General features: G+C 61.3%; 15 protein-coding genes. 8 read left to right on the forward strand and 7 right to left on the reverse strand.

Annotated features, from left to right (window positions below):
* Positions 1–191: 191 nt before the first annotated feature.
* Positions 192–2,387: a primosomal protein N' gene (priA, locus tag AC2CGI_RS22625; RefSeq protein ID WP_004931080.1), complete on the reverse strand. Its 2,196-nt coding sequence runs from the start codon at positions 2,385–2,387 to the stop codon at positions 192–194.
* A gap of 200 nt (positions 2,388–2,587) precedes the next feature.
* On the opposite strand from priA, the gene rpmE reads away from it, so the two are divergent.
* Positions 2,588–2,803 carry a 50S ribosomal protein L31 gene (gene rpmE, locus AC2CGI_RS22630; RefSeq protein ID WP_004931078.1) on the forward strand — a complete coding sequence of 72 codons (216 nt, stop codon included), beginning with the start codon at positions 2,588–2,590 and terminating at the stop codon, positions 2,801–2,803.
* 77 nt (positions 2,804–2,880) lie between these two features.
* Here the strand turns inward: rpmE and metJ are convergent, their stop codons facing one another.
* Positions 2,881–3,198 (reverse strand): met regulon transcriptional regulator MetJ, encoded by a 318-nt coding sequence (gene metJ / locus AC2CGI_RS22635; RefSeq protein ID WP_004931076.1) that lies wholly within the window; start codon positions 3,196–3,198, stop codon positions 2,881–2,883.
* 304 nt (positions 3,199–3,502) lie between these two features.
* On the opposite strand from metJ, the gene metB reads away from it, so the two are divergent.
* The 3 genes from metB to metF all read left to right on the forward strand — a co-directional run bounded on the left by metB (position 3,503) and on the right by metF (position 8,226).
* Positions 3,503–4,663 carry a cystathionine gamma-synthase gene (gene metB, locus AC2CGI_RS22640; protein WP_015379413.1) on the forward strand — a complete coding sequence of 387 codons (1,161 nt, stop codon included), beginning with the start codon at positions 3,503–3,505 and terminating at the stop codon, positions 4,661–4,663.
* A 2-nt stretch (positions 4,664–4,665) separates the two neighbouring features.
* Positions 4,666–7,101, forward strand: a complete 2,436-nt coding sequence (locus AC2CGI_RS22645) for a bifunctional aspartate kinase/homoserine dehydrogenase II (RefSeq protein ID WP_015379412.1) — start codon at positions 4,666–4,668, stop codon at positions 7,099–7,101.
* A gap of 228 nt (positions 7,102–7,329) precedes the next feature.
* Positions 7,330–8,226: a methylenetetrahydrofolate reductase gene (gene metF, locus AC2CGI_RS22650; protein ID WP_004931071.1), complete on the forward strand. Its 897-nt coding sequence runs from the start codon at positions 7,330–7,332 to the stop codon at positions 8,224–8,226.
* Positions 8,227–8,330: 104 nt separating this feature from the next.
* Here the strand turns inward: metF and ppc are convergent, their stop codons facing one another.
* Together ppc and argE are read right to left on the reverse strand one after the other, a co-directional pair.
* Positions 8,331–10,967, reverse strand: a complete 2,637-nt coding sequence (gene ppc / locus AC2CGI_RS22655; RefSeq protein WP_015379411.1) for a phosphoenolpyruvate carboxylase — start codon at positions 10,965–10,967, stop codon at positions 8,331–8,333.
* 257 nt (positions 10,968–11,224) lie between these two features.
* Positions 11,225–12,370, reverse strand: coding sequence for an acetylornithine deacetylase (gene argE / locus AC2CGI_RS22660; protein WP_015379410.1), 1,146 nt, complete (start codon positions 12,368–12,370; stop codon positions 11,225–11,227).
* Positions 12,371–12,586: 216 nt separating this feature from the next.
* Here argE and argC point away from each other — a divergent pair, with 216 nt between their 5' ends.
* The 4 genes from argC (at position 12,587) to argH (ending at position 17,074) form a co-directional block, all read left to right on the forward strand.
* Positions 12,587–13,591 (forward strand): N-acetyl-gamma-glutamyl-phosphate reductase, encoded by a 1,005-nt coding sequence (gene argC / locus AC2CGI_RS22665; protein WP_076740168.1) that lies wholly within the window; start codon positions 12,587–12,589, stop codon positions 13,589–13,591.
* 20 nt (positions 13,592–13,611) lie between these two features.
* Positions 13,612–14,385, forward strand: a complete 774-nt coding sequence (gene argB, locus AC2CGI_RS22670; protein ID WP_015379408.1) for an acetylglutamate kinase — start codon at positions 13,612–13,614, stop codon at positions 14,383–14,385.
* Between the two features lie 25 nt (positions 14,386–14,410).
* Positions 14,411–15,631, forward strand: a complete 1,221-nt coding sequence (locus tag AC2CGI_RS22675; RefSeq protein ID WP_033649897.1) for an argininosuccinate synthase — start codon at positions 14,411–14,413, stop codon at positions 15,629–15,631.
* A 69-nt stretch (positions 15,632–15,700) separates the two neighbouring features.
* On the forward strand, positions 15,701–17,074 hold the full coding sequence (gene argH, locus AC2CGI_RS22680) for an argininosuccinate lyase (RefSeq protein ID WP_015379406.1): 1,374 nt from the start codon (positions 15,701–15,703) through the stop codon (positions 17,072–17,074).
* Between the two features lie 36 nt (positions 17,075–17,110).
* Here argH and AC2CGI_RS22685 read toward each other — a convergent pair whose 3' ends face one another.
* The 3 genes from AC2CGI_RS22685 to AC2CGI_RS22695 form a co-directional block, all read right to left on the reverse strand.
* Complete coding sequence (locus AC2CGI_RS22685; RefSeq protein WP_021504449.1) at positions 17,111–17,437, reverse strand: type II toxin-antitoxin system HicB family antitoxin; 327 nt, start codon at positions 17,435–17,437, stop codon at positions 17,111–17,113.
* A gap of 182 nt (positions 17,438–17,619) precedes the next feature.
* A complete protein-coding gene (locus tag AC2CGI_RS22690; protein WP_021504448.1) occupies positions 17,620–19,068 on the reverse strand; it encodes a dihydrolipoyl dehydrogenase in 1,449 nt (482 codons plus the stop codon).
* 72 nt (positions 19,069–19,140) lie between these two features.
* On the reverse strand, positions 19,141–19,872 hold the full coding sequence (locus AC2CGI_RS22695; protein ID WP_484593973.1) for a glutathione peroxidase: 732 nt from the start codon (positions 19,870–19,872) through the stop codon (positions 19,141–19,143).
* Positions 19,873–19,991 lie beyond the last annotated feature (119 nt).

Genomic DNA, 19,991 nt, shown 5'->3' on the forward strand with positions numbered 1-19,991 from the left:
GCGTTCGGGCACTCCGTCGCGCTGCGATGTGGCGACAAAATTTGCCCTCGCAGACATTCTAAACAGAATACGCCCCGCCTTTGTTACCTAATTTGCATAAAAAATGTGACCTGAGAAGGTTTTTTAGCGTTCGCTCGCAATTTAAAGGGTAAACGTTTGCATGACGGCAGCTAAATCGGACTTTTCCGGGATCAGCTGTCGATCGGATCGACATCCAGCGTCCATTTCACCTTGCGCGTTTGCGGCAGGGTGCCGATCAGCGGCAGCGAGCTTTTCATCAGCTGTTGCAGGACGCGCCGCGTCGGGTGCTGCAGCAGCAGCTGCCAGCGGAAACGGCCGCCGCGTTTGGATTGCAGCGCCGGCACCGGGCCCATCACCCACAGCGAATCGTCCTTCAGCGGGCTGGCTTCCAGCAGGTTGCGCAGCTGCTGCAGGAACAGCGGGGCCTGTTGGTTATCGTGATCTTCGGCGCGCACGATGATGTGGCTGGTGTAGGGCGGCAGAAACACGCTGTTGCGCTCCGCCAGCGTCTGTTTGGCGAAGGCGTCGTAACCTTGTTGCAGCAGCACCTGCAATAACGGGTGCTCCGGGTGGTGGGTTTGCAGCAGCACTTCACCCTGTTTGCCCGCTCGGCCCGCGCGCCCGGAGACCTGGGTATAGAGCTGAGCGAAACGCTCGGCGGAGCGGAAGTCGGCGGAGAACAGCGCGCCGTCCACGTCCAGCAACGCCACCAGCGTGACGTCGGGAAAATGGTGGCCCTTGGCCAGCATCTGCGTGCCGATCAGAATGCGCGCTTCGCCGCGATGAATATCCGCCAGGTGCTGCTCCAGCGCCCCTTTACGGCTGGTGGTGTCGCGATCGATGCGGGTGATCGGCGTGTCGGGGAACAGCGGCGCCAGCTCCTGCTCCAGCTGCTCGGTGCCGACGCCGACTGATACCAGGTGGGTGGAGCCGCACTGCGGGCATTGGTGCGGCACCGGCCGCTGGCTGTCGCAGTGGTGGCAGCGCAGCTGGCGCTGATGCTGGTGGAAGGTGTAATAGTGATCGCAGCGCTGGCACTCGGCGATCCAGCCGCATTCGTGGCACAGCAGCGCCGGGGCATAGCCGCGGCGGTTGAGGAACAGCATCACCTGATTGCCGGCTTTTAAATGGTGCTGCATGCTTTTCAAAAGCGGCTGCGACAGGCCGACCTTCAGCGGCAAACCTTTCAGATCGATCAGATGCTGCGCCGCCGGTTTGGCGTTGCCCGCGCGCTGGGTGAGCTTTAACTGGCGATATTTGCCCAGCTGCACGTTGTGCAGCGTTTCCAGTGCCGGCGTGGCGGAGCCCATCACCATCGGGATGTCCTCTTCCCGGGCGCGAAACACCGCCAGATCGCGGGCATGGTAGCGCCAGCCTTCCTGCTGTTTATAAGAGCTGTCGTGCTCTTCGTCGATGATGATTACGCCCAGTTGCCGGAACGGCGTGAACAGCGCCGAGCGGGTGCCGATGACGATCGCGGCTTCGCCGCTGCGCGCGCGCAGCCAAACCGCCAGCCGTTCGCTGTCGTTCAGTCCGGAGTGCAGCACGTCCACCGGCGCGTTGAAGCGCTCGCGAAAGCGGGCGATGGTTTGTGGCGTCAGGCCGATTTCCGGCACCAGCACCAGCGCCTGCCGGCCTTTGGCCAACACGTTCTCCAGCACGCTGAGATACACCTCGGTCTTGCCGGAGCCGGTGACCCCGGCCAGCAGCCAGGCGGCGAACTGCTCATCCTCGCTTCTGATCGCCCCGACGGCGGTGGCCTGTTCGGTATTCAGCCGCAGCCGCTCGCCAAGCACCGCGAAATTGGGGCGCCAGTCCTGCGTGGCCGCGACCTGAGCACGCAGGTCGATCAGCCCTTTGGCGCGCAGCGCCTGTAGAGCGCTTTCCGTCAGCTCAAGCTGGCTGACTTGATGGCGATAGACCGGGCGTTGCAACAGCGCCGCCAGCGCCTGCTGCTGTTTCGGCGCGCGTTTCAGGCTTTCGGGCGGCGTGGCGCGCCCCTCTTCGGTGGCGAACCACTGCCACAGCGGCGCGGCCTCGGCCGGTTTGCCTTGGCGCAGCAGGATCGGCAGCGCATGGAACAGCACTTCACCGATGGGATAGTGATAGTAATCGCTGGCCCAGCGCAGGATGCGCCACAGGCTGGGAGAGAACAGCGACTCGGTGTCGATCACGCTGTCGATCGGTTTGAGCTTGTCCAGCGGCAGTTCGCTGGTGTCGCTGCAGCCGGTGACGATGCCGATTGCATGCTGCCTGCCCCAGGGCACGCCCACGCGCGCGCCGGCCACCGGCTGCATGCCGGGCGGCAGCAGATAGTCGAAGGTGCGGGCGAGGGGGACCGGCAAAGCAACGTGTACGACGGGCATGATCTCATCCAAATTGAAAAAAAGTGGGCATCAGTTTACACGGCGCATCGGCAAATGTACGGTTCCGATTGCGCGCCCCGGCTAATGCTGTATAATTTGCCGCCTTTGGTATAATTCGATACCAAAATTCTATTATCAACCACGTGTGGTGTCTGGCGAAACAGGGCTGGATAGCGACACGGCCTTAACTGAGGTTTCCCATGAAACAAGGTATCCACCCAAAATACGAAGAAGTTACTGCTAACTGCTCTTGCGGTAACGTGATGAAGATCCGCTCCACCGTGGGCCACGATCTGAACCTGGACGTTTGTGGCGCATGCCACCCGTTCTACACTGGCAAGCAGCGTGACGTTGCTACCGGTGGCCGCGTTGACCGCTTCAACAAGCGTTTCAGCGTACCAGGCGCTAAGAAATAAGATTTCTTATCGACCGATGAAAAAGGCGCCCTGGGCGCCTTTTTTCTTTTCTGCCGCCGACGTTCGCCGGGCGGTTCTTAATATTCCCAGGTATCGGGATCGACACCCAGTTCGCGCATCAACGCTTTTGCGGCTTCCGGGATTTCATCGCTGCGCTCTTTGCGCAGGTCTTCATCGTTCGGCAGCGGCTGGCCGGTAAAGGCATGCAGAAACGCTTCGCACAGCAGTTCGCTGTTGGTGGCGTGGCGCAGGTTGTTCACCTGGCGACGGGTCCGTTCGTCGGTAAGGATTTTCAGGACCTTCAGCGGAATGGATACCGTGATCTTTTTGACTTGCTCGCTTTTTTTACCGTGTTCAGCGTAAGGGCTGACATACTCGCCGTTCCACTCAGCCATGGGACACCTTAACTTTGTCAGAAAAATTACAAAATTCTAAAAACCGGCCAATTATGCCCGATCTTCACTGTTCTCACTAAATAAATGTCAATTTTACGCGACCAGGGTCACTGAATGCCCCGCTTCGGCCAGGCATTGCCGCTTAACATCTTATCGTCATGTCATATCGGCATAATTTTAGCGGGTATTGTGTCATTGCTCAATCTATACGCAAAGAAGTTTAGATGTCCAGATGTATTGACGTCTATCAATCCTGCGATTACTCTTTAGGCCTCATCCACCGAACCGAGAGCCGAGCGAGCCCATGACGCGTAAACCAGCCACGATTGCCGTACGCAGCGGCCTGAACGACGACGAACAGTACGGCTGCGTTGTCCCGCCGATTCATTTGTCCAGCACCTATAACTTTACCGACTTCAACCAACCCCGAGCCCATGACTACTCGCGACGCGGCAACCCGACGCGCGACGTAGTGCAGCGCGCGTTGGCGGAGCTGGAAGGCGGCGCCGGCGCGGTGATGACCGGCAGCGGGATGTCGGCGATCCATCTGGTGACCACCGTGTTGTTGAAGCCCGGCGATCTGCTGGTGGCGCCGCACGACTGCTACGGCGGCAGCTATCGGCTGTTCGACAGCCTGAGCAAGCGCGGCGCCTATCGCGTGCTGTTCGTCGATCAGGGTAATGAAGAAGCCCTGCAGCAGGCGCTGGCGCAGAAGCCGAAGCTGGTGCTGATAGAAAGCCCCAGCAATCCGCTGCTGCGGGTGGTGGACATCGCGGCGATCTGCGCTGCCGCGCATGCGGCGGGCGCGTTGACGGTGGTGGACAACACCTTCCTCAGCCCGGCCCTGCAACAGCCGATCGAACTCGGTGCCGATCTGGTGGTCCATTCTTGCACCAAATACCTGAACGGGCATTCGGACGTGGTGGCCGGGGCGGTGATTGCCAAAGATCCCGAGCTGGCGGTCGAGCTGGCCTGGTGGGCGAACAACATTGGCGTGACCGGCGGCGCGTTCGACAGTTATCTGTTGCTGCGCGGCATGCGCACGCTGTCGCCGCGCATCAAGGCGGCGCAACAAAACGCTGAAGCGATTGTTGACTATTTACAGCAGCAACCGCTGGTGAAAAAGCTGTATCATCCCTCCCTGCCGGAGAATCCGGGGCATGAGATCGCCCGTCGTCAGCAGCGCGGTTTCGGCGCGATGCTGAGTTTTGAACTGGACGGCGATGAAGCGGTGCTGCGCCGTTTTCTCTCTGCCCTTGAGCTGTTTACTCTGGCAGAATCGTTGGGCGGCGTAGAAAGCCTGATCTCGCATGCAGCGACCATGACTCACGCCGGCATGGCGGCGGAGGCGCGGGCAGCGGCCGGCATCTCCGAGAGCCTGCTGCGCATTTCCGTGGGTATTGAAGACAGTGAAGATTTGATTGCCGATCTGGAACGCGCTTTCCAGGCGGCGGCAACGAGGTAAGCATGAATGCAATTGCTGTAGCAGGGCCGGTGAGCGGGCGTCAACTGCACAAGTTTGGCGGCAGCAGTCTGGCGGATGTGAAGTGTTATCTGCGTGTGGCCGGGATTATGGCGGAATACAGCCAGCCGGGCGACATGATGGTGGTATCGGCCGCCGGCAGTACCACCAACCAGTTGATCAACTGGCTGAAGCTCAGCCAGAGCGATCGCCTGTCTGCGCACCAGGTGCAGCAGACGTTGCGTCGCTATCACAGCGATCTTATCAGCGGCCTGTTGCCGCCGGAAAGCGCCGAGCCGCTGATCGCCGAGTTCATTCAGGATCTGGAACGTCTGGCGGGGTTGCTGGACGGCAACGTCGACGAGGTATGCTATGCCGAAGTGGTCGGGCACGGCGAGATCTGGTCGGCGCGCCTGATGGCGGCGGTGCTTAATCAGCTGGATATGCAGGCGGCCTGGCTGGACGCGCGTGATTTCCTGCGCGCCGAGCGCGCCGCGCAGCCGCAGGTGGATGAAGGCCGTTCTTACCCGCTGCTGCAGCAATTGATGGCTCAACATCCGGGCAAACGCCTGGTGGTGACCGGCTTCATTTCGCGCAACGACGCTGGGGAAACCGTGTTGTTGGGGCGTAACGGCAGCGACTACTCCGCCACTCAGGTCGGCGCGTTGGCCGGCGCTGCGCGCGTCACCATCTGGAGCGACGTGGCCGGGGTATACAGCGCCGATCCGCGCAAGGTGAAAGACGCCTGCTTGCTGCCGCTGCTGCGTCTGGACGAAGCCAGCGAGCTGGCGCGCCTGGCGGCGCCGGTATTGCACACCCGTACCCTGCAGCCGGTCTCCGGCAGCGATATCGATCTTCAGCTGCGCTGCAGCTATCAGCCGGAGCAGGGCTCGACGCGCATCGAGCGCGTATTGGCTTCCGGCACCGGCGCCAAGATTGTCACCAGCCACGACGATGTGTGCCTGATTGAACTGCACGTCGCCGCTCAACATGACTTCAAACTGGCGCAGAAAGAGTTGGATCTGGTGCTCAAGCGCGCGCAGATAAAACCGCTGGCGGTGGGCATCCACCCTGACCGCAACCTGGTGCAGCTGTGTTACACCTCCGAGGTGGTCAACAGCGCGCTGGCGACGCTGCAGGCCGCGGCGCTGCCAGGCGAGCTGCGCCTGCGTGAAGGGTTGGCGCTGGTGGCGATGGTCGGCGCCGGGGTGTGCAAGAACCCGCTGCACAGCCACCGTTTCTATCAGCAGTTGAAAGATCAGCCGGTCGAGTTCATCTGGCAGGCGGAAGATGGCATCAGCCTGGTGGCGGTATTGCGCCAGGGGCCGACCGCGCTGCTGATCCAGGGGCTGCACCAAAGCCTGTTCCGCGCCGAGAAGCGCATCGGTCTGGTGCTGTTCGGCAAGGGCAATATCGGCTCGCGCTGGCTGGAGCTGTTCGCCCGTGAGCAGACCAATATCTCCGCGCGCAGCGGCTTCGAATTTATCCTGGCGGGGGTGGTGGACAGCCGCCGCAGCCTGCTGAACTATGACGGGCTGGACGCCAGCCGCGCGCTGGCATTCTTTGAGGACGAAGCGCAGGAGCTGGATGAAGAATCGCTGTTCCTGTGGATGCGCGCGCACCCGTTCGACGATCTGGTGGTGCTTGACGTGACCGCCAGCGAAGAGCTGGCCGGGCAGTATCTGGATTTCGCCAGCTACGGTTTCCACGTGATCAGCGCCAACAAGTTGGCGGGGGCCTCGTGCAGCGACAGCTATCGCCAAATTCGCGACGCCTTCGCCAAAACCGGCCGCCACTGGCTGTATAACGCCACCGTCGGTGCCGGCCTGCCGGTCAACCACACGGTGCGCGATCTGCGCGACAGCGGCGACAGCATTCTGGCGATCAGCGGCATCTTCTCCGGCACGCTCTCCTGGCTGTTCCTGCAGTATGACGGCACGGTGCCGTTCACCGAGCTGGTGGATCAGGCCTGGCAGCAGGGGCTGACCGAACCGGATCCGCGGGTCGATCTCTCCGGCCAGGACGTGATGCGCAAGCTGGTGATCCTGGCGCGCGAAGCGGGCTACGACATCGAACCGAACCAGGTGCGGGTCGAGTCGCTGGTGCCGGCGGGCTGCGAGCTGGGCTCTGTCGATCAGTTCTTCGAGAACGGTGAGGCGCTGAACCAGCAGATGCAGCAGCGCTTTGAGGCCGCCAGCGAAATGGGCCTGGTGCTGCGCCACGTGGCGCGTTTCGACGCCAACGGCAAGGCGCGGGTCGGCGTGGAGGCGGTGCGCCCTGAGCATCCTCTGGCCTCGCTGCTGCCGTGCGACAACGTGTTCGCCATCGAAAGCCGCTGGTATCGCGATAATCCGCTGGTGATCCGCGGGCCGGGCGCCGGCCGCGACGTCACCGCCGGCGCGATCCAGTCAGACCTTAACCGATTGGCGCAGCTGCTTTAATCCTCTGCGGGCGCGGGTTCACCGCGCCCTTTTGCTTTTCCTGCCATACTTACCCTTGTCGCGATCATGAAATTCCCTCGTTGAGCGGGTGAGGATTAATCATCTTATTCCCCTCATTTTCCTGTTGACTCTTTAGCCAACATGCGGCATTTTCTATCTAGACGTCTAAACGTATAGACGCTCATCAAGATGAAATAAAAACAGTGATCGATAAGAGGTGAGCAGGGTATGAGTTTTTTCCACGCAAACCAGCGGGAAGCGCTGAATCAGAGTCTGGCGGAGTTGAACGGCCAGATTAACGTATCATTCGAGTTCTTCCCGCCACGCACCAGCGAGATGGAAGAGACCCTGTGGCAGTCGATAGATCGTCTGAGCATCCTCAAGCCTAAATTCGTTTCCGTCACCTACGGCGCCAACTCCGGCGAGCGCGATCGCACCCACAGCATCATCAAAGGGATCAAGGAACGCACCGGCCTGGAGGCGGCACCGCACCTGACCTGCATCGATGCCAGCCCGGCGCAGCTGCGCGACATCGCGACCGATTACTGGAACAGCGGCATCCGCCATATCGTGGCGCTGCGCGGCGATCTGCCGCCGGGCGGCGGCAAGCCGGACATGTACGCGACCGATCTGGTGGCGCTGCTGAAAGACGTGGGCGACTTCGATATTTCCGTCGCCGCTTACCCGGAAGTGCACCCGGAGGCGAAGAGCGCCCAGGCCGATTTGATTAACCTGAAACGCAAGATCGATGCCGGCGCCAGTCGCGCGATTACCCAGTTCTTCTTCGACGTTGAGAGCTACCTGCGCTTTCGCGACCGCTGCGTCGCCGCCGGTATCGACGTGGAAATCGTGCCGGGCATTTTGCCGGTGTCCAACTTCAAGCAGCTGCAGCGCTTCGCCACCATGACCAACGTGCGGGTGCCGAGCTGGATGACCAGCATGTTCGAAGGGCTGGACGACGATGCGGAGACCCGCAAAATGGTCGGCGCCAACATCGCCATGGACATGGTGAAGATCCTCAGCCGCGAAGGGGTGAAAGATTTCCACTTCTATACCCTGAACCGCGCCGAGATGAGCTACGCCATCTGCCACACGCTGGGCGTGCGCCCGGTGGCCGCCGCCTGACGGGCTTGCTCCATTGAAAAGGGCGTCGCTTTACCGCGGCGCCCTTTTTTTGTGGGGGAAGGCATAAAAAACGGCCCCGATAAACGGGGCCGCGATGAGGCTCACTAGCCGGTGTTGCGCATCCCGGCGGCGACGCCGGCGATGGTGACCATCAGCGCCTGCTCCACGCGGGCGTCCGGCTGCTCCTGCTGACGCGAACGGTGCAGCAGCTCGGCCTGCAAGACGTTCAGCGGGTCGGTATAGACGTTGCGCAGCGCGATGGATTCGGCGATCCACGGCAGGTCTTCCATCAGGTGCGCATCGTTGGCGATGGTCAGCACTACCTTGATGTCGCTTTCCAGCTGATCGCGCAGCTGTTGGCCCAGCGGCCACAGCGATTTATCCACCAGGCGCTGATCGTAGTATTCCGCCAGCCACAGGTCGGCTTTGGCGAACACCATTTCCAGCATGGCGATGCGGGTGGAGAAGAACGGCCAATCGCGACACATCGCCTCCAGCTCCGCCTGTTTGCCGGCCTTCACCGCTTCCTGCAATCCGGCGCCGGCGCCGAGCCAGGCCGGCAGCATCAGGCGGTTCTGCGTCCAGGCGAAGATCCACGGAATGGCGCGCAGGCTCTCTACGCCGCCGTTCGGCTTGCGCTTGGCGGGGCGCGAGCCCAGCGGCAGTTTGCCCAGCTCCAGCTCCGGCGTGGCCGCGCGGAAGTAAGGCACGAAGTCCGGGTTTTCACGCACGTAGCCGCGGTACATCCGGCAGGAGGTGTCGGACAGGTCGTCCATCAACGCCCGCCATTCTTTCTTCGGTTCCGGCGGCGGCAGCAGGTTGGCCTCGAGGATCGCGCCGGCATACAGCGCCAGGCTGCTGATGGTGACTTCCGGCAGGCCGAACTTGAAGCGGATCATCTCACCCTGTTCGGTGACGCGCAGGCCGCCCTTCAGGCTGCCCGGCGGCTGCGACAGCAGCGCCGCATGCGCCGGTGCGCCGCCGCGGCCGATGGAGCCGCCGCGGCCGTGGAACAGCGTCAGCGCCACGCCGGCCTTTTCACAGGTTTTGATCAGCGCGTCCTGCGCGCGGTACTGCGCCCAGGAAGCGGCCATCACGCCGGCGTCTTTCGCCGAGTCGGAATAGCCGATCATCACCATCTGTTTGCCCTGGATGAAGCCGCGATACCAATCGATATTCAGCAACTGGGTCATTACGTCGTCGGCGTTGTTCAGGTCGTCGAGGGTTTCGAACAGCGGGGCGACCGGCAGAGCGAACGGGCAGCCGGCCTCTTTCAGCAGCAGGTGCACCGCCAGCACGTCGGAAGGCGTGCGCGCCATCGAAATCACGTAGGCGGCGATCGAGCCCTGCGGCGCTTCGGCGATCACCCGGCAGGTTTCCAGCACTTCCTGGGTGTCGGCGCTCGGTTGCCACTTCAGCGGCACCAGCGGGCGTTTGGAGTTCAGTTCGCGGATCAGGAACGCCTGTTTATCGGCTTCCGACCAGCTTTCATAGTCGCCCAGCCCCAGATAGCGGGTCAGCTCGGCGATGGCTTCGGTATGGCGGGTGCTCTCCTGACGCACGTCGATGCGCACCAACGGCACGCCGAAGCAGCGCACGCGGCGCAGGGTATCCAGCAGTTGACCATTGGCGATGATGCCCATGCCGCAGGCCTGCAGCGACTGGTAGCAGGCATACAGCGGCTCCCACAGCTGCTCGTTGTTCACCAGCAGGTCGTGCGGTTTCAGCACGCGCTCGCCCTTCAGGCGGCCTTCCAGATAGGCCTGGGAACTCATCAGCTGGCTGCGCAGCTGCTTCATGATTTCGCGGTACGGTTCCTGCACCTCATCGCCGCCGGCGCGGGCGCGCAGCTCCGGGGTACATTCGGTCATCGACAGCTCAGAGACCAGCACCTGGATGTCGCGGGTGAACAGGTCGCAGGCTTTCCAGCGGCTGAGCAGCAGCACATGGCGGGTAATTTCGGCGGTCACGTTCGGGTTGCCGTCGCGGTCGCCGCCCATCCAGGAGGTGAAGCGCACCGGCACCGCTTCCACCGGCAGGCTGTAATCGATGGAGTTTTCCAGCTGTTCGTTGAATTCGCGCAGGAACGCCGGCACGCCTTCCCACAGGCTGTTTTCCACCACCGCAAAGCCCCATTTGGCTTCGTCGATCGGGGAAGGGCGGTGTTTGCGAATTTCATCGGTGTGCCACGACTGGGCCACCAGCTGGCGCAGGCGGCGCATGATCTTGTTGCGCTCGTAGTCGGCCAGATCGTTGTGATCGAGCTGGCTGAGGCAGGTGTTGACCTCCACCAGCTTGTGGATCAGGGTGCGACGGGTGATCTCCGTCGGGTGCGCCGTCAGCACCAGCTCGATGGAGAGTTGCGATACCGCGTGCTGCAGCTCTTTGTCGCTGAGCTTTTTGTCTTTGAGACGGCTGAACAGTTGAGCCAGCGCTTCCGGGTTGCTGGCGGCCTCGCCGTTGGGCGAAATGCTGTGGTACTGCTCGGCGACGTTGGTCAGGTTGAGGAACTGGCTGAAGGCGCGCGCCACCGGCAGCAGCTCGTCGTTGGACAGGTTCTGCAGGGTGGAGAGCAGCTCCTGGCGATGCGCTTCGTTGCCGGCGCGTGAGGATTTGGAAAGCTTACGGATGGTCTCAACGCGATCGAGAATATGCTCACCCAGCGCTTCTTTGATGGTATCGCCGAGCAATTTGCCGAGCATACTGACATTACTGCGCATTGCCGAATATTGTTCGTTCATATAACCCCTGACCCAGTTCTGTATGATTTTTATCTTGTAAATAAATTTCACGCGTCAGGCGCAGACCGCCTGCCTGATCACATCGCGTTCCTGTCCAATCGTCAATTGACACTATTTTTAGCAAAAAAACATCAAAATCGGCGCATTTTCTGAAATTTAATTACGGCGCGTCGGTTATCAGCACGGCTTATTTCGCCGTTTTCTACTTATTTTGAGTTAGGGGAAGCATAAAGCATTTCCCCTGTTAAATGTCGGGTTTATTGCCGGCAAAAGTGATTGACCAGCTGACCCAACAGTTTGCGCGTCGGTTCGATAAACGCGGTGTCGATGTACTCGTCCGGCTGGTGGGCCTGATCGATGGAGCCGGGGCCGAGCACCAGGGTCGGGCATACCTGTTGCACGAACGGCGCTTCGGTGCAGTAGTTGACCACCTGCGTGCGGGTGCCCAGCAGCTCCTCGATCACCGCCACCATGCGGTGGTCGGTCGGGCATTCGTAGCCCGGCACCGACGCGTGCAGCTCTTCGATGGTCAGGCGGCCCGGCCAGCGTTGGCTTACCGGCTCCAGCGCCTGATGCATCAGTTCGTTGATGTTGTCGAGCGTCATGCCGGGCAGCGGGCGGATATCCAGGTGCAGTTCGCAGCAGGCGCAGATGCGGTTGGCCGCGTCACCGCCGCTGATATGGCCGAAGTTCATGGTGGGATAAGGCACGGCGAACGCCGGGTTGTTGTAGCGCTCCTGCAGGGTCTTGCGCAGCTCCATCAGGCGGCCGATGGACTCGTGCATCAGATCGATGGCGTTGACGCCGCGCGCCGGATCGCTGGAGTGGCCGGACTGGCCGACGATGCGAATGGCGTTGGCCATGTGGCCCTTGTGCGCGCGCACCGGCTGCAGCGAGGTCGGCTCGCCGATGATGGCGAAATCCGGCCGAATGGCGGTGGAGGCGGCGAAATAACGCGCGCCGGCCATCGTCGTTTCTTCATCTGCGGTGGCTAAAATGTACAGCGGCTTGGTCAGCTTGCTCGCGTCGATATCGCGCACCGCATCCAGAATAAAGGCGAAGAAGCCTTTCATGTCGGCGGTGCCCAGCCCGTAGAGCTTGTTGTCGTGCTCGGTCAGGGTGAAGGGATCGCGCGTCCAGCGGCCTTCGTCGTAAGGCACCGTATCGGTGTGGCCGGCCAGCAGCAGGCCGCCGCTGCCTTCGCCGATGCTGGCCAGCAGGTTGAATTTGTGGCGCGACTCCGGCACCGGCTGCACGTCGACGCGGAAGCCCAGGTCGGCAAACCATCCGGCCAGCAAGTTGATTAACGCCTCATTGCTCTGATCGAGGCCGGCATCGGTGGCGCTGATTGACGGAGTGGCGATCAACGCCCGGTACAGCTCAATAAATGGAGGTAATTTCATCTTCACTGTTGACAGCCTTTGGTTAGGATAGTATCAATATTCATGCATTTATTTTGAATAAAAATACAGTAAGCCGAAGCGTAAGGGAACCCGATGCCCGGATGTTTATAAAAGCATCAACGCCTGGCTCCGTGGGTGAACGGCGCAACAACGCTGGCTAGCCCTGTTACCTGGGTCGCAAGCGACCGCACGTCAGTTTAGAAGGTGAAAGGCCACATGTTGAATACGCTGATCGTTGGTGCCAGCGGTTACGCCGGAGCGGAGCTCACGGCTTACCTGAATCGCCACCCACACATGAACATAACCGCTTTAGCGGTTTCAGCGCAAAGTGCAGATGCAGGAAAGTTGCTTTCCGATCTCCATCCCCAGTTGAAAGGCATCGTCGATCTGCCGCTGCAGCCGTTGACCGACGTTGCCAAGGCGGCGCAGGGCATCGACGTGGTGTTCCTCGCCACCGCCCATGAAGTCAGCCACGATATCGCACCGGCCTTCCTGGCGGCGGGCTGCGTGGTGTTCGATCTGTCCGGCGCCTTTCGCGTGCAGGACGCCGGTTTTTATAGCCAGTACTACGGTTTCGAACATCAGCATGGCGCCCTGCTGGAGCAGGCTGTGTACGGCCTGGCGGAGTGGCAGAGTGACAAGATTAAACAGGCACAGCTGATCGCGGTGCCGGGCTGTTACCCGACGGCGGCGCAGCTGGCGCTGAAACCGTTGATCGAAAAACAGCTGCTGAATCTGGATCAGTGGCCGGTGATCAACGCCACCAGCGGCGTCAGCGGCGCCGGGCGCAAGGCCAGCATGACCACCAGTTTCTGCGAAGTGAGCCTGCAGCCGTACGGTATTTTCACTCACCGGCACCAGCCGGAGATCGCCGCGCACCTTGGCGTGCCGGTCATCTTTACGCCGCACCTGGGCAATTTCCCGCGCGGCATCCTTGAAACCATCACCTGCCGTCTGAAAGCCGGGGTGACCACGCAGGACGTCGCGGCCGCCTATCATGCCGCCTATGACGACAAGCCGCTGGTGCGGCTGTACGACCAGGGCGTGCCGGCGCTGAAAGCGGTGGTGGGGCTGCCGTTCTGCGACATCGGTTTTGCGGTGCAGGGCGAGCATCTGATCGCCGTGGCGGCGGAAGATAACCTGCTGAAAGGCGCGGCGGCGCAGGCGGTGCAATGCCTGAATATCCGTTTCGGCTTCCCGGAAACCCAATCACTCCTTTAAACCAGCGTGAGTAAACAGCAATGAACCCGTTAATTATCAAGTTAGGTGGCGTGTTATTAGACAGTGAAGAAGCGCTGGAGCGTCTGTTTACCGCGTTGGACAGCTACCGGCAGCAGCATCAGCGTCCGCTGGTGATCGTGCACGGCGGCGGCTGCGTGGTGGACGAGCTGATGAAGCAGCTCGCTTTACCGGTGGTGAAAAAGAACGGCCTGCGCGTCACGCCGGCCGATCAGATCGACATCATCACCGGCGCGCTGGCCGGCACCGCCAACAAAACGCTGCTGGCGTGGGCGATTAAACACCAAATCAACGCCGTTGGCCTGAGCCTGGCGGACGGCGGCAGCGCAGTCGTGACCCAGCTCGATCCGGCATTGGGCCACGTCGGCAACGCGCAGCCCGGCTCGCCCGCGCTGCTCAATACCCTGCTGGGCGCCGGCTACCTGCCGGTTATCAGCTCCATCGGCATCACCGCCGAAGGGCAGTTAATGAACGTGAACGCCGATCAGGCGGCGACGGCTCTGGCGGCGACGCTGGGGGCGGATCTGATCCTGCTGTCGGACGTCAGCGGCATCCTCGACGGCAAGGGCCAACGCATTGCGGAAATGACGGCGCAAAAAGCGGAACAACTGATCGCGCAAGGCATCATCACCGATGGTATGGTGGTGAAGGTGAATGCGGCGCTCGACGCCGCCCGCACCCTCGGCCGCCCGGTGGATATCGCCAGCTGGCGCCATGCCGATCAGCTTCCTGCTTTGTTTAACGGCGTGTCGATTGGCACCCGGATCCTCGCTTAATTTTAGAATTAGAAAGGAATAGATCATGCAAAACCAAGGCATCAAAAAAATCGTTCTGGCGTACTCCGGCGGCTTGGATACCTCGGCCATCATTCCATGGCTGAAAGAGAACTACGGCGGCTGTGAAGTGGTGGCGTTCGTGGCGGACATCGGCCAGGAGCGCAGCGATCTGGAAGGCGTGGAGCAAAAAGCCCTGCAGTCCGGTGCCTCTGAATGTCACGTGGTCGATCTGCGTGAAGAATTTATCCGCGATTACGTTTATCCGGTGCTGCAGACCGGCGCCCTGTACGAAGGCAGCTACCTGCTGGGCACCTCAATGGCGCGGCCGATCATTGCCAAGGCGCAGGTCGAGTTGGCGTTGAAAGTGGGCGCGGACGCGCTGTGCCACGGCGCAACCGGCAAAGGCAACGATCAGGTGCGTTTCGAAACCACTTACACCGCGCTGGCGCCGCAGCTGAAAGTGGTAGCGCCGTGGCGCGAGTGGAACCTGCGTTCCCGTGAAGCGCTGCTGGATTACCTGAAAGAGCGCAATATCCCGACCACCGCATCGCTGGAGAAAATCTACAGCCGCGATGAGAACGCCTGGCACATCTCCACCGAAGGCGGCGTGCTGGAAAGCCCGTGGAACGCGCCAAATAAGGATTGCTGGGTATGGACCGTCGATCCGCAGGAAGCGCCGGACCAGCCTGAGCAGGTGACCGTTACCGTCGAGAAAGGCCGCGTCGTGGCGGTTAACGGTAAAGCGCTGTCGCCGTACCAGTGCCTGGAAACCCTGAACGCGCTGGGCGCCAAGCACGGCGTCGGCCGTATCGACATCGTGGAAAACCGTCTGGTGGGCATCAAATCCCGCGGCTGCTATGAGACCCCGGGGGGCACCATCATGGTGGCGGCGCTGCGCGCCGTCGAGCAGCTGGTGCTGGACCGCGACAGCTTCAAATGGCGCGAGCAGCTGGGCCTGGAGATGTCCTATGTGGTGTACGACGGCCGTTGGTTCGCGCCGCTGCGCCGCTCGCTGCAGGCCTCTGCCGAAGCATTGGCTGAAGAGGTGAACGGCGAAGTGGTGCTGCAGCTGTACAAAGGCCAGGTGACGGCGATCCAGAAAAAATCCGCCAACAGCCTGTACTCCGAAGAGTTCGCCACCTTCGGCGAAGACGAAGTTTACGATCACAGCCACGCGGGCGGCTTTATCCGCCTGTTCTCTCTGTCTTCACGCATCCGCGCGTTGAACGAGAAAAAGAATAAATAACCGATTGGCGTGACTCTGCAAGGGCGCAGCATGCTGCGCCCTTTCGCATAAAAATTCAGGAGTAAAGGTATGGCACTTTGGGGCGGACGGTTCACTCAGGCGGCGGATCAGCGGTTCAAACAACTCAACGATTCGCTGCGGTTCGATTATCGCCTGGCGGAGCAAGATATCGTGGGCTCGGTGGCCTGGTCGAAGGCGCTGGTGACCGTTAACGTGTTGACGGCAACGGAGCAACAGCAGCTGGAGCAGGCGCTGAATGCCTTGCTGACGGAAGTCCAGGCCGATCCTTTGGCGATCGTGCAAAGCGATGCCGAAGACATCCACAGCTGGGTGGAGCAGAAGCTGATCGAGAAGGTCGGCGATTTGGGCAAGAAGCTGCACACCGGCCGCAGCCGCAACGATCAGGTCGCGACCGATCTGAAGCTGTGGTGCAAACAGCAGATCGGCGATCTGCATCAAGCGATCGTCCAGCTGCAGCAGGCGCTGGTGGAGACCGCCGAAGCCAACCAGGATGCGGTGATGCCGGGGTATACCCACCTGCAACGCGCGCAGCCGGTGACTTTCGCGCACTGGTGCCTGGCCTATGTCGAGATGCTGGCGCGCGATGAAAGCCGTCTGCAGGACACCCTGAAACGGCTGGACGTCAGCCCGCTGGGCAGCGGCGCGCTGGCCGGCACTGCTTATCCTATCGATCGCGAGCAACTGGCCGGCTGGCTGGGCTTCGCCTCGGCGACCCGCAACAGCCTGGACAGCGTATCCGATCGCGATCACGTGTTGGAACTGCTGTCCAACGCCGCCATCAGCATGGTGCACCTGTCGCGCTTCGCCGAAGATCTGATCTTTTTCAACAGCGGCGAGGCGGCGTTTGTCGAGCTGTCCGACCGCGTGACCTCCGGCTCTTCGTTGATGCCGCAGAAGAAAAACCCGGACGCGCTGGAGCTGATCCGCGGCAAGTGCGGCCGCGTACAGGGCGCGCTGACCGGCATGATGATGACGCTGAAAGGCCTGCCGCTGGCGTACAACAAAGACATGCAGGAAGACAAAGAAGGGTTGTTCGACGCGCTCGACACCTGGATGGACTGCCTGCAGATGGCGGCGCTGGTGCTGGACGGCATTCAGGTGAAGCGCCCGCGCTGCCAGGAAGCGGCGGAGCAGGGCTATGCCAACGCCACCGAGCTGGCGGACTACCTGGTCGCCAAGGGCGTGCCGTTCCGCGAAGCGCACCATATCGTCGGTGAGGCAGTGGTAGAAGCGATTCGCCAGGGCAAACCGCTGGAAGCGCTGCCGCTGGCGGATTTGCAGCAGTTCAGCGCGACGATCGCTGACGATGTCTACCCGATCCTGGCGTTGCAATCCTGCCTGGACAAACGTGCGGCCAAAGGCGGCGTTGCGCCGCAGCAGGTCGCCGCGGCAATCGCCGCAGCGAAACAGCGTTTGGCTTGACGACGACAAGGGCGGCCTAGCGCCGCCCTTGAACCTCTACCCCGCCAGGCGGGCGCACAGATAACGGTTCAGGCTCACGCCTTCCTCCATCGCGCCAATCGCCAGCTGGCGATGCTGTTCCGGCGTCATGCGCAGTACCAGTTTGCCGCTGAAGTTCTTTTCCGCCAGCGCCTGCGGCGGCGTTTCGCCTTGCGCCAGCATATCGGCGATCGTTTCGCTCACCACTCTTTCGATGCCCTCCAGTGCGCCAGTACGCGTGGCGGCCAGCCAGGACAGAGAGGGGAATTCGGCGCACAGCCCGACATATTCACGATCTTCCGCTGACCAGGTGATGCGATAGGTATAGTGTTCATGCTTTTCCATGCTCTTCCTCCATTCTGGTTCTGCCCTCCATTTCAGTGTCATTATTGATATCACTTCAATGCCAAAGCATAAAAAATGCGTGCAGGAGGGGCGTGAGGCAAGAGGAGGGAGGCAAATGTGGAAAGTGCTGCGCAAAAAAACCGGGCCTGAAGGCCCGGTGGGTATGAATGGAGAATGAGGGGTTATTCGCCCGGGCAGCGCTGGCAGCGCTCGATTTCGGCCGCGCCGAGTTTGAGCTTCGCCTGCAGGTCGCGCAGCGCGGTGCGCAAGCCTTCTTCGATCACTGGATGATAGAACGGCATGTCCAGCATCTGATCGACGGTCATCTGCTGCTGGTGCGCCCAGGCCAACAGATGCGCAATGTGTTCGGCGTCCGGGCCGATCATTTCCGCACCGAGGAAACGGCCGGTGCCCTGTTCGCCGTAAACGTGCAGAACGCCCTTGTTGCGCAGCATCACCCGCGAGCGGCCCTGATTCTCAAACGAGACCTTGCCCACTTCAAAACAGCCGCAGGCGCTGAACTTCTCGCTCAGCTCGCGGAAGGTCGAGCCGACCATGGCGATCTGCGGATCGGAGAACACCACCGAAATCGCGCTGCGGCGCAGACCCGGATTGATCTCCGGGAAGCTGCCGGCGTTGGCGCCGGCGATGCGCGCCTGATCGCTGGCCTCATGCAACAGCGGCAGCTGGTTGCTGGCGTCGCCGGCGATAAAGATATGCGGCACGCTGGTTTGCATCGTCAGGCGGTCGGCCAGCGGCACGCCTCGAGCGTCGAGCTGCAGGCCGGTATTTTCGAGGCCAAGCCGATCGACGTTGGGGCGGCGGCCGGTGGCGGCCAGCACGTAGTCCACCAGGATCTCCTGCGACTGGCCCTGCAGATCCTGATAGCGGATAAATACGCGGTCGCCTTCGCGCTGCATCATCTCCACTTTCACGTCGGCGTCGAGGTAGAACTCTTCCCCCAGCGCCTTCGCAGCGTAATCGCGCACGGCGCTGTCGGTGAGCGGCCCGACGGCGCCGCCGATGCCGAAGACTTTGGTGTCGACGCCGAGGCGGTGCAGCGCTTGCCCCAGCTCCAGCCCGATCACGCCGGGGCCGAATACCGCCACGGACTGCGGCAAGTCATCCCAGTTGAACAGATCGTCGTTGACGATCAGGCGATCGCCCAGTTCATTCCACGGCGCCGGCCAGCTGGGGCGAGAGCCGGTGGCGATCACGATGCGCTGCGCCACAATGCGCGTATGGTCATCGACCTGCAGCGTGTTGTCGTCGATAAAGCGGGCATAGCCCTGAATTTTGTCGGCGGCCGGGATCTCGTCCACGCCTTCCAGCACGAAGCCGACGAAACGATCGCGTTCGCGTTTGACGCGCGCCATCACCTCGCGTCCGTCGATACGCGTTTTGCCGGTTGGGTGCACGCCAAAGCCCGGCGCACGTTCGATTTGATGCACCGCTTCGGCGGCGGCGATCAATAATTTGGATGGCATGCAGCCAACGCGCGCACAGGTGGTGCCATAAGGCCCACCTTCGATCATCACCACGCTGGGGGTAGACAGTTTGGCCGCTCGGTAGGCGCCGAGCCCTGCGGTGCCGCCGCCGATGACCGCGACATCAACGTTCAACAGTTTCATATCCGCTCCTGAAAGGTAAAAAAAGGGCGGGCCGTAGCCCGCCAAAGTTCACGTTGGCTTTGTTATTACTTATTAAGCTGACAGGAATGTTTCCAGATCGTCGCTGCCGCCGATGTGACGGCCGCCGATGAATACCTGCGGCACCGTAGCGCGGCCGCTGACGGCGCGCAGGCTGACGGTGGTGGCGTCTTTGCCCAGCACGATCTCTTCATACTGAATGCCGCGCTCTTGCAGCATCTGCTTGGCTTTGGCGCAGAATGGGCAGCCCGGTTTGGTGAACAGGGAGACCGATTCCTGCACTTTGAATTCCGGCGCCAGGTATTTCAGCATAGTATCGGCGTCGGACACTTCAAACGGGTCGCCCGGCTTGTTCGGCTCGACAAACATTTTCTCGACCACGCCGTTGCGTACCAGCATCGAGTAGCGCCAAGAGCGAGGGCCAAAGCCCAGATCCGCTTTCTCGACCAGCATGTTCATGCCTTTGGTGAATTCACCGTTGCCGTCCGGCACGAAGGTGATGTTTTCCGCATGCTGATCGGCTTTCCAGGCGTTCATGACGAAGGTGTCGTTCACCGAGACGCAAAGAATGCTGTCGACGCCGTGCTGCTTGAATACGCTGGACAGTTCGTTGTAGCGCGGCAGGTGGCTCGAAGAACAGGTCGGCGTGAACGCGCCCGGCAGCGAGAAAACAATGACGGTTTTGTTTTTGAACAGGTCATCAGTGGTCACATCAATCCATTGGTCGCCCTGACGGGTGTGGAAAGTAACCTGAGGAACTTTCTTGCCTTCTTGATTGGTAAACATTGATTAACCCCTTAATTAGGAAAAGTAATTTTTAGCATTTAGCGCGATATCGCTTCGTTGGGACACATTATTGTCGCTGGGGCTTGATAGATCTAATCGCTCATTGCTATCTTATCTAT

This window comes from Serratia sp. LSHTC3, assembly GCF_057197125.1.